This window comes from Mongoliibacter sp. (assembly GCF_007692705.1).
Classification (GTDB): Bacteria; Bacteroidota; Bacteroidia; order Cytophagales; family Cyclobacteriaceae; genus Mongoliibacter.
Genome location: NZ_REBN01000259.1, coordinates 1 through 14,966, shown reverse-complemented (window position 1 = coordinate 14,966; position 14,966 = coordinate 1). Strand labels below are relative to the sequence as shown.

The 14,966-nt window shown below is 37.8% G+C and carries 13 protein-coding genes and 1 tRNA gene; 4 read left to right on the top strand and 10 right to left on the bottom strand.

Going from position 1 to position 14,966, the window contains the following annotated elements:
- Positions 1-771: 771 nt before the first annotated feature.
- Positions 772-1,974, top strand: a complete 1,203-nt coding sequence (locus EA341_RS17910; protein WP_293016542.1) for a GAF domain-containing sensor histidine kinase — start codon at positions 772-774, stop codon at positions 1,972-1,974.
- Between the two features lie 6 nt (positions 1,975-1,980).
- Here the strand turns inward: EA341_RS17910 and EA341_RS17905 are convergent, their stop codons facing one another.
- From EA341_RS17905 to EA341_RS17890, 4 genes are all read right to left on the bottom strand, one after another.
- Positions 1,981-3,120, bottom strand: a complete 1,140-nt coding sequence (locus tag EA341_RS17905; protein WP_293016541.1) for a 1-acyl-sn-glycerol-3-phosphate acyltransferase — start codon at positions 3,118-3,120, stop codon at positions 1,981-1,983.
- A gap of 235 nt (positions 3,121-3,355) precedes the next feature.
- Positions 3,356-7,897 carry a choice-of-anchor J domain-containing protein gene (locus tag EA341_RS17900; protein ID WP_293016540.1) on the bottom strand — a complete coding sequence of 1,514 codons (4,542 nt, stop codon included), beginning with the start codon at positions 7,895-7,897 and terminating at the stop codon, positions 3,356-3,358.
- Positions 7,898-8,117: 220 nt separating this feature from the next.
- Positions 8,118-8,357, bottom strand: coding sequence for an ATP-binding protein (locus EA341_RS17895; RefSeq protein WP_293016539.1), 240 nt, complete (start codon positions 8,355-8,357; stop codon positions 8,118-8,120).
- A 191-nt stretch (positions 8,358-8,548) separates the two neighbouring features.
- Positions 8,549-8,728 (bottom strand): histone H1, encoded by a 180-nt coding sequence (locus EA341_RS17890; protein ID WP_293016538.1) that lies wholly within the window; start codon positions 8,726-8,728, stop codon positions 8,549-8,551.
- A 244-nt stretch (positions 8,729-8,972) separates the two neighbouring features.
- Here EA341_RS17890 and EA341_RS17885 point away from each other — a divergent pair, with 244 nt between their 5' ends.
- Positions 8,973-10,538: a calcineurin-like phosphoesterase family protein gene (locus tag EA341_RS17885; RefSeq protein WP_293016537.1), complete on the top strand. Its 1,566-nt coding sequence runs from the start codon at positions 8,973-8,975 to the stop codon at positions 10,536-10,538.
- 58 nt (positions 10,539-10,596) lie between these two features.
- On the opposite strand, the gene EA341_RS17880 is transcribed toward EA341_RS17885, so the two are convergent.
- Positions 10,597-10,669, bottom strand: a tRNA-Gln gene (locus EA341_RS17880).
- A gap of 129 nt (positions 10,670-10,798) precedes the next feature.
- Positions 10,799-11,437 (bottom strand): hemolysin III family protein, encoded by a 639-nt coding sequence (locus EA341_RS17875; RefSeq protein ID WP_293016536.1) that lies wholly within the window; start codon positions 11,435-11,437, stop codon positions 10,799-10,801.
- 254 nt (positions 11,438-11,691) lie between these two features.
- Here EA341_RS17875 and EA341_RS17870 point away from each other — a divergent pair, with 254 nt between their 5' ends.
- Positions 11,692-11,940: a hypothetical protein gene (locus tag EA341_RS17870; RefSeq protein ID WP_293016535.1), complete on the top strand. Its 249-nt coding sequence runs from the start codon at positions 11,692-11,694 to the stop codon at positions 11,938-11,940.
- A gap of 57 nt (positions 11,941-11,997) precedes the next feature.
- Here the strand turns inward: EA341_RS17870 and rplI are convergent, their stop codons facing one another.
- The 4 genes from rplI to EA341_RS17850 form a co-directional block, all read right to left on the bottom strand.
- Positions 11,998-12,441 carry a 50S ribosomal protein L9 gene (gene rplI / locus EA341_RS17865; RefSeq protein ID WP_293016534.1) on the bottom strand — a complete coding sequence of 148 codons (444 nt, stop codon included), beginning with the start codon at positions 12,439-12,441 and terminating at the stop codon, positions 11,998-12,000.
- 42 nt (positions 12,442-12,483) lie between these two features.
- A complete protein-coding gene (gene rpsR / locus EA341_RS17860; RefSeq protein WP_293016533.1) occupies positions 12,484-12,735 on the bottom strand; it encodes a 30S ribosomal protein S18 in 252 nt (83 codons plus the stop codon).
- Positions 12,732-13,103, bottom strand: coding sequence for a 30S ribosomal protein S6 (gene rpsF, locus EA341_RS17855; RefSeq protein ID WP_293016531.1), 372 nt, complete (start codon positions 13,101-13,103; stop codon positions 12,732-12,734). The genes rpsR and rpsF overlap by 4 nt, the downstream gene beginning before the upstream one ends.
- A 159-nt stretch (positions 13,104-13,262) precedes the next feature.
- Entirely contained in the window at positions 13,263-14,180 is a 918-nt protein-coding gene (locus EA341_RS17850) for a hypothetical protein (RefSeq protein WP_293016530.1), read from the bottom strand.
- Between the two features lie 33 nt (positions 14,181-14,213).
- Here EA341_RS17850 and EA341_RS17845 point away from each other — a divergent pair, with 33 nt between their 5' ends.
- A complete protein-coding gene (locus EA341_RS17845) occupies positions 14,214-14,804 on the top strand; it encodes a methyltransferase domain-containing protein (RefSeq protein ID WP_293016529.1) in 591 nt (196 codons plus the stop codon).
- Positions 14,805-14,966: the final 162 nt, after the last annotated feature.

Here is a 14,966-nt window from a genome sequence, read left to right as displayed (position 1 = left end):
ACAACTATTACGCGTTCGAATTCAAAACGGTAAGTGCTGTGATTTCCATAGGAAGATACTAATCTGAAAGCAATTCACAACCTCAATGATAGAAGGTCTCATTACAAGAGCGCTGTGATTTCCATAGGAAGATACTAATCTGAAAGCAATTCACAACGTAGCCTTCGGGTTACTCGTTATCCTGACAGCTGTGATTTCCATAGGAAGATACTAATTTATTCACAATGCGTTTATTTTCAACTGTGTTCATGAATCTCCCGCTGGTCGATTTGAAAGCAATTCACAACTCAATTGCTCCGTTTGTTCCAGTTCCAAATGCTGTGATTTCCATAGGAAGATACTAATTTATTCACGATGAGTTTATTTTCAATTGTGTTCATGAATCTCCCTCTGGTCGATTTGAAAGCAATTCACAATATTAACTGATACTGGAAGGAGAGGAGGGAGCTTTGATTTCTATGGGAAGATACTAACTGTTCACTTCAAATTTGATTTCAGGTGTGTTGATCAATCTCTTTTTGTTCATTTCGGCAGTGATTTATTACTTCCGATCAATTGCTTTAATATTTATTTCGAGGAACTCACCTGGAAATCAACCGATGAGAAACTATTCATACCTTTTTCTTGGACGAAAATCTGTATCTCAAATAATCAATAATACCTTGTTTAACAGGGGACTTAAATAACTGATGGTATTTTTGTTTTGAAGGTTCTCTGAGCATACCTTTGAAAGGATTGAACTCCAAAATTTCACTCTAGAATTTATACCCAATGAATTTCCCTATCCTTCCCAATGAATTTGAAAGAGTCATTAGACTCAGTGAGTATGACCTTGATTATACCGAGTTAGAGTCCCAATTTAAGGACTTGACCAAACTTGCAGCGAAGGTGACTGGTACTGAGATTTCACTGGTAAATCTGATTGATAGTTTTACTCAATGGTCCGTTGCAACCCATGGTATAGATCCTCTCCAAATGCCACGGGAGGATTCAGTTTGTACGTATACTATTATGGGAGATGAGGCTTTTGAAGTGAAGGGGCTTGCAATGGACGAAAGGTTTAAGGATAAATTTTATGTAGTAGATGATCCCAAACTCAATTATTATTTTGGAATTCCCCTAAAAGATGATAAAGGTTTTAACCTGGGGGCACTTTGCGTAATGGACAAAGAAGTCAAAGATCTAAGTGCTGAGAAAATTGAACTGCTTAAAATTATTGCTGATGAGATTGTGAACAGGTTAAGGATTATCCTGACTGTTCAACAATTGAAGTCAAGTATGAAGGAAATGAAACATACCAATAAGAAAATAGCACATGATATACGTGGTCCCTTGGGTGGAATTATCGGTTTGGCTCAAATAATTAAGGAACAGGGGGATGACAATAAACTTGAAGAAGTTCTACAATTTATTCAGCTGATCCAGAAAAGTGGAAAGTCTTTATTGGAATTGGCTGACGAAATCCTTTCGGATAATTTTCAGGAAGCTAAAAAGCAATCCATCAATCATCAAACGGATCTTAACCTAACCCTGTTGAAAGAAAAAATTTCAGATATGTATCAAGTTCAAGCCAAACAAAAAGACGTAAACTTGATCGTTGAAATAAAAGGGAATAATGTAGAGGTGCCTTTTCATAAAAACAAGTTGATTCAGATTTTTGGTAACCTGATATCCAATGCTATAAAGTTTACACCCTCTAATGGAATGGTGTCAGTAATGATGTCTTTGAATGAAGATGCGGAAAGAAAAGAGCTTTTGGTAAATGTTAAAGATACAGGGAAAGGACTTACCAAAACTCAGATTTCGGAAATCCTTGAAGGCAAAGCAAAATCCCAAAATGGAACAGGCGGGGAAACAGGGTATGGGTTTGGACTTCCATTGGTCAAGCATTTGGTTGACAGCATGAATGGAAATTTACAAATTGAATCTGAATTAAATGAATACAGCTCATTTTCCGTCACCTTACCCGTGTGATGGCCATCAAACTTCTTCTAAAAGACGCTTTTGATTGCTTACAGGGTTGGCATACATTGCCAGGAAGCTTTTTACTGCAAGTGGATTTTTCTGATCTACACCTTTCCTGAACCTAGCTTCAAATAGCTTTTTTTCTTCAGGGCTGTATTCTGATTTATATTGATCAGTTCCTGTCAATAAGTCATGAGCGATATATTTGGTAGGCCATAATTTGTAGCCTAAAATAATCTGGTCATCAATAAGATCCGTAAGGGCTTGAAGTTGCTTTACATTACCTGTATTTTGTTCCTTAATCAGGTCTATTTTATCGTTAAGAGGTTCCCCGACATGGATATGTATACGCCTTTTCTGTCCAATAATTCCACTTAGAAGTGTATTGAAATCTTCATTTTCTCCTTTGACATAAACTTCCTGATTGGCCTTAGCCAATAATTCAGGCATTTTTAACATATCGGTAGGGTCATATTCATAAGACATGCTTACAGGAACCACATTCAGTCTTTTGAAATAATCCAAGAAATGCTCACCTTCATCAGAAGCCATACTGATCATTTTCAAGACTCCTTTATGTGTCATATCATTACCATCTTTGGTACGGCCTTCCCTCTGGGCAATCCACACCGACCTGTTTTCTCTCAATAGTGAATGCCTGATAAATGCAGAAATCAACCTTGAGCTTTCCAATAACTCACGTGCAGGAAGTCCTCTTTTAATTGTAAAATTCCTGGTCAATTTCGAAAGGATTTTCAAAAATGGCTTTTTTACGAGGTTGTCTCCTATAGCTGAAGTAGTCATTGACAGTCCGTGCTCATATAGACAAGTATTGAGCAATGAGGTATCCAGTATAATGTCCCTGTGATTGGAAATGAAAAGGTAGGAAGTTCCTTTTTCAAGTTTATCAAAACCTGAGGTAGTTAGTCCAGCTGAGCTTTTTTCCAGGACAGTATTTACACCTGGATAAATAAAATTGATCTGAAAATCCCTGATAGAATGGCAATGCAACATCAAGTCTTTCCAATAACTATCCTCCTGACCGGGAAAAGTAAAGTTCATCATGGCTTTCAGCATAGGGTGATCTATAATTTCCCTGATGGCCTGGTTCACTTCTGTATCGTAATAAGGTCTTATTTCTTCGAAAGGAGACATTCGTTTATTATTGTTGGACTACAAAGAAAGTAAATTTTAAGTAAAGGTTTTGCTTATTCGAAGCATTAATCCTCCTCATTTCATGGGATAGTGCTTGTTTTTTAATGATAATGTAGAAACGTGCAATTTATAAACAATTCACTGTAGTTGGTTTATGTATTAATTGATCTGATATCTTTAAAACAAAAGAAGCTGCCCTATAAGGAGCAGCTTCAATATGTTATTAATTCTATAATTATCTGATGATCAGTCTTTCGATTTGTTTTTGGCCGTGTTGGTCGGTGATTACAATTAGGTAAACTCCCTTCGATAGTTTGGCAACATCAAATTGTACAAACCCTTCTCTGGTAAGCTCTGAAGCAATCAGCGAGCCAGCTGCTGACCTTAATTCCACATTGCTTAAACCTTCGGCATTTCTTAAGCTTATGTTGACCATATTGTTAGCTGGATTAGGGAAAACCCTAACGTTGGCTTTCGTAGGTCTGATCGGGAATCTGATGATGTCAGATGATCTCTCGCAACCCAATTCATCCTGAATTACTACCTGATATTCTCCAGCGCCTGCTATTCTAACCGAATTATCAGGGCCGGTCTGAATCATTTGACCGTCCTTGTACCAGGTAAAGTTATAGTCACCTTCAATAGTCACCAATTTACCTTGCTCGAAAAGAATTACTGGTTCAGGAAGTTCCTTTACTGTTACTTCAAAGGCTTCTGTCACGTTGAAGCAAAGGTTGGATTCAACTTTGGCTCTAAAGAACCTGCTGGAAGTCAGATCAGATACTTCAAGCGAACTTGTACCTTCGCTAGCTTCAATGGCCTCCCAAGTTTCCCCTCCGTCTAGAGACTCTTCCCAATTGACCACGCGAAGGAAATTGCCACCAAAGAGTTGAAGTTCAGTGCTTCCGCTTCCAGAACAAACTTCACCATCACCAATGATAACCGGAATATCGATGTCACAGCTAAGAGTGAACCTAGACTTGACTGGAATATGGTCTGAAGTAGTGCTCAGATAATTTTGAACCAATTCAAACGGAGCCACTACTCTCTCTGAGTTAACCAGCCAGTTTTCACTCAATTCATTCGAAATGATCATATGGTCAATGACATTCTCAAAAGTTGGGAATGTACGTAAGCCAGCATTGCTCAAAGATAAAGTGACTGCTGTGTAATTTTCCACATCATTGATGTAACTGATGTACGATGTTTCAGCAGTATTGACCGTAGGAGCTTCCTGATTGGCCACTGTTTCATCCAGATCGTCATTGTAATCTCCAAGAATGATCAGAGGAACATTTCCATAATACATGTCCAATGAATCTTTCAAGACATTGACATCATATTTTCTCATGGCATATCTTGGGTTGCCGGCACTTTCTCCACCACCATTCGATCTTGCGTGTACATTGATCAGGTTGAATTTCTGTACTTTGTCATCTATGTTGGCTTTTACTTCCATCAGGAATGGAAGTCGGCCACTTGCCCAGAATCTGTCTGGGGAAGATGGGTAATCCACCAAATCCTCAGCTTGTACACCTTCCAGCAATACCCTTGTTTTGATAGGCTCTACAGTTGACTTTTTGTAGAGGAAAGTAAGCTTTTGAGCAGTTTCAAAATTATCAGGACCTAAAGAAGTAGCCGGTGATACAAAACCTTCGTAATCTTCTAAGGCATCAACCAGCTCATTGAATTTTTCCAGACCTGTGATTTCCTGGAATGCATAGACATCCGCATCAAGATCTTCAATAATGGTCTTTACATTTTGAAGCTGCAAGTCAAGATTATTAGGTCCATTGCTTGCTGATCCGAACCATTCAATATTCCAAGTGACCACATCGAAGGTTTTGTCTTTGCTGACTGTAGCACCTGAGAGATACCCTCTTTTTACTGAGATGTCTCCGGATTCGAAAGTGATCGGTCCGCTGAATGCACCTTCAGAAGAAGGAGCAAACCTTACGGTTACAGTTTTGTTTCCTGACAATTCCTCAACCTGGTAGGTTAGATTAGAACTGAATTCCACACCATCTTTAGAGAATTCAAATCCACCTACAGGGCCATTGTTAATTGTTAACGGTGCGATAGGATTGCTGAGATTGAAGTCGAAGGATCTTGTTTCTGTAGATACTGTTCCAGCTGGAATGATTCCAAAATGGAAGTAATCCACATTACCGATATTGTTGGAGAAGAATGGAGCCGCAGGTACAGCTGAGCTTCTCAATTCAAAGTCATCCAGTGTCCATCTAGCCGCACCTTCTTCAGGAGAAGAGTTGTAGACAAATGCCAATCTGATTTTTTGGTCAAGGTATTCAGTCAAGTCCAGTTCTCCTGAGAATGTCCATACATCCCCATTGGCAAACCTGTCATCCAATTCTGTCCAAGTAGCTGTATTAGGATCTCCATCAATATAATTAGTAGAGATCAATAGCTTCAATCTTGGGCCATTGAATGCTACCCTGCTATAGAATGAAAGCAAAGGAATGTTGAAACCTGTAAGGTCAAATTCAGGAGTGATCAACCAATCTTCATTGAGTCTGGCACTGCCTGCTGCAAAGCCATTGATCTGCATTCCAAATGGCGCTGAGGCCGTAGGTGTGGTGCCTGCTCTTCCAAAGTTGGTACATGACCAAACTTGATCACCAAATACACTTATGGTAGACCAAGAGCCTCCAATGGGGCTAAGGTTGGTCTGACAAATATTGTTGAAATCTTCGAAGATGTTGAAAGGGTCAAATACCGAACCTGTCACATTTACAGTTACTGGAAGGGTACCTTCTGTCTGATTGGTAATGGCTGAATTGAAATCTCCTTCAGCGGTATTATCAAACATTACAAATACAGTCTGTGCTGATGTCATCTCTTCTACAGAATACTCCAATGAAGCAGAGAAGTTGACTCCATCTTTCGAGATTGAGAATGGGGCAGTTGAAGTTACATTAATACTAGTTTCTAAATTCACAGCTGCTAGCTCGTATGAAAGCACCTGTGTTTCACCAGAAATACTAACAGCTCCAAAATCCAAGGAAGAAGGATTTACGGTCAATCCCGGAATTATAACACCTTCAGCATCTTTTACTATACCTACAAGAGTGGTTCCTACATTGGTAGGGAAGAAGTTGGTTACCCTTAATGTACCACCTGATCCGATGTTACCATCTGCTGCGGAAGTTTCACTGGTGGTGACAATTCGGAATTCCACTGTGCCACTGAGATTCTGTAGGTTGGAAAGATCAATTACCTGATTGAAAAATTCATTTGCAGGATTGACCCAAGTGGCAAGATTGGATGTGAAATTGTCTCCACTGTATCTCAAAGCCATATCTTTTGGTCCGGTTCCTGAAGCCCTAGTTCCAATTTCCAATAGCGTAAGGTCTACCAATTTGTCCGGCGCCACAGTGAACCCGAAGGTGAAATATCTATCATCACCGGCATTCCAACCGGAAGAGCTGATGGAATTAGTAGCATTGGAAGCATTGATACCTTCACCTCTGGCAAAGTCCAGTGCTAAGAGTCCATCAGCTGTTAGATTTGCAGAAGTAAAATCCTGATTTCCAGGTTCTCCATTGAAGTCGTAATTCACAATTGGTTCTGGGTCCGCTGGAGGAATGACTTCAGATTCGGTCAAGATCCCAGTAAACTGTACCGGGAAAAATGTTCCAGATTCGAATAAATTTCCTGCTCGTAAGGTTCCACCTGAACCAAGGGTACCGCCATTCGCTGAAACAGTACTTGTCACTACTATTCTAAACCTTACTGTGCTTGTCAAGGCTTCTAAAGATGAAAGGTCAAGTCTTAGATTGGTAAAGTTTATTCCTGAGTTTACCCAGTTTGCGAGATCAGACTCAAAATTATCAACACTGTATCTCAAAGCCAGGTCTGCTGGTCCTGTATTGGAGGATCTTGTTGCAATCAACAATTCATCAAGCTTTGCTTCAAAGCCTTCCTCTATGGTCAAGCCAAATTCGAAATAAGCATTTTCTCCTGTGCTCCAATTACTGCCACTTATTGAGTTTCCCGCAGCTGTTGGAGTTATTGCACTTCCTCTAATAAAATCTAAAGCTGAAATATTTTCTGATCCTTGTCCTGAGGTTGCTGCTTGGTTACCAGGCTCACCCTCAAAATCCCAAGAAACCAGAGTGGATGAAACGGCTGGAACATCATCTTCTAATGCAATACCTTCAATAAGGATATCATCGATTCTGTTGGTGCCTGTTGGAGCAATTGTCCCTCCATTTACATTGATAGTGGAAGTAGGGATCCATCTGAAAAATACTTGCTCTTGATTGGAAACTTCTGCAGGAATTGCAAGTGCATTGACAACTCCAGAAGTAAAATTATTGGCTACAGTAATATTGCTGCCTGGAATCGTTATCCAATCAGTACCATTCAAGCTGTAATCAATTCTAAAATCTCTTGGGCCTGTATTGGATCCTCGTTGTATACTGGAAATTTGAAGGTTTTCAAAGCCAAGAGTATTGACCCTTACCTGCCAGTATTTTTCCGTGTCACCGTCTTCTTGCCATTGATTGGCATTTTTGGCAAATGTACCTGACCCACCACTTCCCAGCACATAATCTGTAAAGTTGATGTTGACAGGCGTAATGACTTGGGTATTTTCACCCGTGTTGTTGGCATTTCCGAGGTCTGCATTGATACGTTGTGAGACCTCTTCCGACTCAAATGTCCAGCCTGCGATCACTTCGGTCTGTGCAATAGCCTGCACCATCACCAAACTGATCAGACCCAACAAGAGCACAAACCTTGGTAAAATGTGTTTCATTCTAAATTTTTTAAGATTGGAGTTTATAATACTTTATGCAATTTTAAATTGCCTTTAAAAGTACTTTTTTGCGATAAATAAATACAGAATTTTGTTGTTACTGAATTGTTAAAAAATAGAGATGTCGAAATTTTATATTGAAAATATCTTGATAACTCTCGCTTTGTTGTTTTTTTTATAAATTATATTTCTGTTTTTCAGTTGTTCGTCTAAAATTATCTTAATGGTGGTTTTTTGGAACAGTGAAATAAAAAGTGCTACCATGGCCAAGTTCACTTTCTACCCATATTTTTCCACCTAATGTTTCCACTGTCTTTTTGGTGATAGCCAACCCAATGCCTGTACCCTCATACTCTGTTTTGGAATGTAGCCTTTGAAAAATAATAAAAATCTTTTCCAAAGAATCTTCAGGGATTCCGATGCCGTTGTCTTTTACTGAAAATTGCCAATAGGTATTCATATCTATTTTTTCATTTAGCCTTTTGAGACCCAATGCTCATTTAATTTCTTTTAAATGTGCAAGAATTGCCAATGACTTATTGATTCTAAGATGTACAAATTCAGGATTCAATTTCTCTTTCTGTATGAAAATAAAAAACCACTGCATTAAATTTTGCAGTGGTGAATTTATTTCAAAAGTGTAATACTGAATTACTTTTTAGAATTCTTGATTTCAGTTACTTCATTTCTTATATCCTGAGCCATTTTTTTAAGGTTATTCATGCCGTTCCTTACCCTTGTTCCGGCTGCTTTGTTACCTTGCTCATAAAATTTAGTGAAATCAGCTTCCAATGCGGAAACTTGTGCAACTACTTCTTCAAATCTGCTCATAATTAATATGTTTTGGGTTAAAATTAAAATTATGGACTCAAGATATACAGAAATGGCAATTAGATGTACTTGTGGGGGTTTAATTTCTTGTAAAAAATGAACTCTCACTAATAATTGATCTATAAATAGCTATTTCCGATATTATCGGGTAAGAATCTACCAGAATAGAATTTAATGTAAGGTTAATTTTAAGATAACCTCTTTGCAGCGTCTGTAGACTACTTTTAAAAGAAAAAATTAAGCTATGAAAAAAATATCAATTGCTTTTTATGCCTTTTTTCTCTTAAATACACTTCAGGCACAGACCGTGACTGGCTTTGTATTCGAAGATCTAAATCAAAACGGTAAAAAAGAAAGAAGGGAGCCTGGTATTCCCGGTGTAGCGGTTTCCAATGGTGAAATGGTTGTACTTACAGATGATGCTGGCAAATATGAACTACCTGTTTCGGAGGATGATGTGATTTTCGTGATCAAGCCGTCAGAATTCGATGTGCCTGTAGACGATAATAATTTACCTCAATTTTTCTATATCCATAAGCCCCAAGGCTCTCCTGTCAGCTATCAGTTTAAGGGAGTATCTCCTACGGGATCCCTTCCCAAATCAGTTGATTTCGGTTTGTTTCCCGGAGTTAAGCAATCAAAATTCTCAGCTTTGATTTTTGGAGACCCACAACCTTACAATATGGATCAACTTGATTATTTCGATAAAGGTGTGGTGTCAGAGGTAGAAGGAATTGAGGGTATTGATTTTGGCATTTCTTTGGGAGATATAGTGGGAGACGATCCTGACCTTTTTAAGCCTTATGCAAAGGTGATTGGAAAAATAGGAGTTCCTTGGTATTCGGTCATGGGCAACCATGATATGAATTTTGATGCGCAAGAAGATCGGCTTTCAGATGAAAGCTTTACTGCTAATTTTGGTCCAGCTACATATGCATTCAATCATGGAGAGGCACACTTTATAGTATTGGAAAATATCCTATATCCCGATCCCAGAGATGGACAAGGGTACTGGGGTGGCTTTAGGCCGGATCAGTTGAAGTTTATTGAAAATGATTTAAAAACAGTTTCCAATGACAAATTAATTGTCCTGTTTATGCATATTCCCTTATTTGAAGAAGGAGATAGTTTTAGAGATGCTGACCGGGAAAAGCTTTTAGAGTTGTTGTCTGATTTTCCAAATACTGTTTCTCTTTCTGCGCATACGCATTATATGAAGCAGACATTTTTTGGAAAAGAGGATGGCTACATGCAGGAAAAACCCCATCATCACTTTAACATAGGAACTCCATCAGGAGATTGGTACTCTGGAGAAATGGATGAGGAACTTGCTGTGCCCACCTCTACAATGAGGGATGGTTCTCCAAATGGCTATGTTTTTATGGATTTTGACGGCGTATCATATGTAGCTAGGTATAAACCCGCAAGGAGGTCTGCTGATTATCAGATTGAAATTTTCACACCAAAGGCTATCAAGCAAGGAGCAAGAACCTCAGCAGGTTTTTATGCCAATTTTTTTACGGGAACAAAAAATGATGATGTGAAATTTAGAATAAATGATGGTGAGTGGAAAAAAATGAACAATATAGAAGACTATGATCCCTCATATTTGGTAGAAATGTTCAGGTGGGATACCTCTGAAACACCTTTAGAAGGTAGAAGGCCTTCAAACCCTGTAAGAACAGATCACCTCTGGAGAACCGCTATCCCAGCAGGTTTACCGGTAGGGGAGCATACTTTGGAGGTTATGGCAGAGGACATGTATGGAAATACTCACTATGCTTCCAAAAAATTCAGGGTAGTAGACTGAAAGGCTAATCTGAGGTGTTTATTCAACAAAAAAACCACTCAATTGAGTGGTTTTTTTGTTGACCGACCAGGGCTCGAACCTGGACTCTTCTGAACCAAAATCAGACGTGTTGCCAGTTACACCATCGGTCAATTTTGGATTATTATTTTGCCTTCCTTGAAAGGTGTCACAAATGTAGGTGGACTTTCTTTTTTATGCAAATTTGCCCTAATATAAATTGCCAGAATGATGCTAAAGTTCTAAATCTCAATCTAAAAAATTTACAATGCCTGTAAAATTAGTAAAATGGATATAAAATGAAATACAGTTCCTGCCAATACAAACAAGTGCCAGATGGTGTGTGCAAAACGCATTGACGGTCTTGTATAGAATATTGTTCCCAGTGTATAACTCAGACCACCAGCTACGATCAAACTTAGAATGGAAGGATCAAGGTTGGTATATAAGGGTTTTACTAGAAATACAGCCATCCAACCCATTCCCAAATAAAGAATTAAAGATGCTTTTTTGAATTTATGGGTAAAGAAAATTTTAAAGATCAAGCCAAATAAAGCCAAGCCCCATATGATACTAAAGAAGACCCATCCTAATGTTCCACCAACTGTTAACAAAAGAAAAGGGGTATAGGTACCTGCAATAAGAAAGTAAATACCGATGTGGTCAAATGTTCTTAGCCAGGATTTGACTTTTTCATTCTGTACGGCATGATACAGGGTCGAAAAGGTATAAAGAAATAAGATAGAGGCTCCAAAAACACTTGAGCTCACAATTTCAATTGTACTTCCATTTAAAATTGAAAATGTAACCAAAAGAGAAATGGCCACTATGCTGAATAACACTCCAAATCCATGGGTGATACTGTTGGCAAATTCTTCCTGAAGGCTTTGTTTTCTTTGCATCTTAAAGTGTAAGTTTTAAAATTAACCTTGATTATTTAAACTATCGTCCTTTGAGGGGCTAATTTTTTAAAGTGTAAGGGGTAAAAATCATTAAATCCAATTATTTACTAACAAAATTTATTCAACGAAATCGATTGTTTATTAAGGTTATGTTACTAATTATCTGATTATTTTGCATTTATGGAAAATAATATCTTGATTTGCCTAGAATTTGAAAAAAGAAACTTTAGATTGAAAACCAAATTTATACTATCATGTCAGTGAAAATTTCAGAAAAAACAATTGTTTCAACTCTTGAGAAGCTCGAGAAATTACAATTAAATGAAAAACTTCATTCGGAATTGTCTTGGTGCTGGAACAGCTACCTGTATGACAATAATCCTGAAGGGGTAATTGAAAAAAGTAAGGCAGCTCTTGAGCTATTCAAAGCCAAAAGAGAAGAAAACAGCAGAGCTGTTGCAAAGAAGTTAGTTCAGGATCTTGAAAAGATCACCTTGAATTAAAAGAAATAAAAAAGGCTTTCGATTTCGAAAGCCTTTTTTATTTACTTGGTGAATAGTTTATTCAGCCACTACCACAAATTTGACAGTGCTCGTGACTTCTCTGTGAAGATCAACTTCGGCTTCAAATTCTCCTTCGCCACTTACCGGCATATTGATGGAGATTTTCTTCCTGTCGATTTCAATACCTTTTTCAGAAAGAGCGTCAGAAATCTGAAGTGTAGTTACTTTACCGAAGATTTTTCCTGAGTCACCTATTTTAGCTTTGATCTCAAGAGTTGTGCTTTCAAGCTTAGAAGCCAATTCCTCGGCTGCTGTTTTAATTTTTTCTGCTTTGTGAGCAGCTTGCTTGATATTTTCTTCTAGGATTCTCTTGTTAGAAGGTGTTGCCAGCATGGCAAATCCCTGAGGAATAAGGTAGTTTCTTCCATAACCTGGCTTAACATCCACCAAGTCATTTTTATACCCAAGACCTTTTATATCTGTTTTAAGAATAATTTCCATTGTTGTACAATTTAAAATTTGAATGATTCGAAGGTTGAGGGTTTATTTCAAACCGTCAGTTACGAAAGGTAAAAGTGCCAAGTGCCTTGCTTTTTTGATAGCGTTAGCCACTTTTCTTTGGAATTTGGCAGAGTTACCTGTCAATCTTCTTGGAAGGATTTTTCCTTGCTCATTGACAAACTTCAAAAGGAAATTAGGATCCTTGTAATCAATGTATTTGATACCGTGTTTCTTGAATCTACAGTATTTTTTCCTGTTTTCAACTCTGTTGATTGGTTCGTTTCTTAATGTCATGAGGCTTGCTCCTCCTTAGCTTCAGCTTTTTTGTTAAATTCACCTTTTCTTCTTCTCTCAGCATATACGATCGCATGCTTGTCAAGAACTGTAGTCAAGAAACGCATTACTTTTTCGTCTCTTCTCAATTCTAATTCCAATTTTTTGATCATACTTGGCTCAGCCTTGAACTCTAACAATACGTAGAAACCAGTGCTTTTCTTCTGAATAGCATAAGCCATTTTCTTAAGTCCCCAATTTTCAACATTGATGACATCTGCTCCCTCTTTTTTCAACAAGTCTACAAACTTGTCTACGGTATCCTTCATCTGAACATCAGACAAAACGGGAGTTAATATGAATACCGTTTCATAATTTTTCTGGAACATAATTTAATTATTTACCTGTATTGAAATTAAACAGACCGCAAAAGTAGAAGATAATTTGGTTTATTACAAGTTGAGTTTGAAAAATATGGCGTATATAAAGCATATTTGACACAGTATTTCAAGGCCTTATTCAATAAAAGAAAGATCTTCCGACCTTTCTTACTTTACTTCAAACGTTTTGGTACCTATCTGATAACCGTCAGCATATATCCTAACTTCATAAATACCGGAAGTATATTTACTTCCTTTTTCATAGTAATATGTAAGTTGATGCTTGGTGTTGTTAAAAAGAAGGTCCTGATGAGCTGTATAAAACTCTTCTCTACCATCAAGGGTAAATGTTCCGGATCCTTTTGCTACATCGAAAATGGGTTGGTTGTTGGGGGCTATCACCTGCACATAAATATCTCTATGCCCGTCAGGAGCTACTTTATTGTCTGCAATATTGAAGGAGACCTTCAATTTTTCTATTTGCCGATTTCTGAAACCATCCTCTCTTTCTCTACCTCTTGAATTTACCGCTGCAACTACAATGTTTTCTGCTTTGAGCAAAGCTGCAATATTTACTTTTTCCTGAAGCTCTTGTTGTTTGAGGTTAAGCTGCACTACTTCCTCTTCTATTGTAGCCTGAGAGGTCTTTAAATCTTGATTTTCAGCAAATAATTGCTGATTTACTTCGCGTAGACGTATAATTTCCTGATCCTTTTCCTGAAGGGTCGCAGAAAAACCATTGATTCTTCTGTTCAAAGCTGCAATTTCTTCGGCTGAACGTTTTCTGTCAGAATTTCTTTCCGCGATAAGTTGCGATCTGATTTCTTCCAATGACTCTATATCACCTCCGAGTTTTTCTATTTCCTGAATCCTCAAATCAAGCTGATAGGTCATAGAGTCCAATCTTTTATTGAGGTCATTATTCTCTTCTGAAAGGATAAGAATTTCTTCTGATTTACGGGTCCTGTCCAGATAATCAGTGTAAAGTTTTATGCCGCTGATTATTACCAAAATGATCAAAACTATGATAAGAATATTTTTACCACTGTCATTCTTTTTTGGTTGTGGATTGTAATTGTATTCCATAAGTTTAGGAGCTAATAATTTCTAATTCATAATATGGATAAACATTTAGACGCTCAGTATTGGACAAGCCGCTACAAGCAGAATCAAACCGGATGGGATGTAGGTTCAATATCGACCCCAATTAAGCAATATTTAGACCAATTTCACCAAAAAGAGGTGAAGATTCTAATTCCTGGCGCCGGTAATGCTTATGAAGCAAAATATGCCTTTGAAAATGGATTTCAAAATGTTTTTGTATTGGATTTATCTGCATATCCACTGGAAAAGTTTAAAAAAAGTTGTCCAAGCTTTCCGGAAAGCCAATTACTGCATCAGGATTTTTTTGAGCATGAAGGGGAGTATGACTTGATTATAGAGCAGACATTTTTTTGCGCATTGGATCCTAGCCTGAGAAATGATTATGTGAAAAAAATGCATAAGCTTCTTAAGCCCGGGGGTAAATTGGTTGGGGTTTTATTTGGTATTGAGTTTACACACGATGGCCCACCGTTTGGAGGGCTAATGGATGAATATTTGTCTTTATTTAATAAGGTTTTTTCGAATGTTGTTATTGAGCCATGTTATAATTCTATAGTTCCGAGAAAAGGGTCAGAGCTATTTTTGAAAGTTATAAAGGATCATTGATGTCGTTCAAATGGATAAAATATAATGAGATTTGGAAAGCCCTTTTTTGAAAAACAAAACACCACATTCGTAAAAATCCAAACTTAATGATACTGAAGGATTTTGTATGATTTCGTTCCAGGCTTTTTCCATTCCTTTAGACCAATGTATGTCTGCTATCAC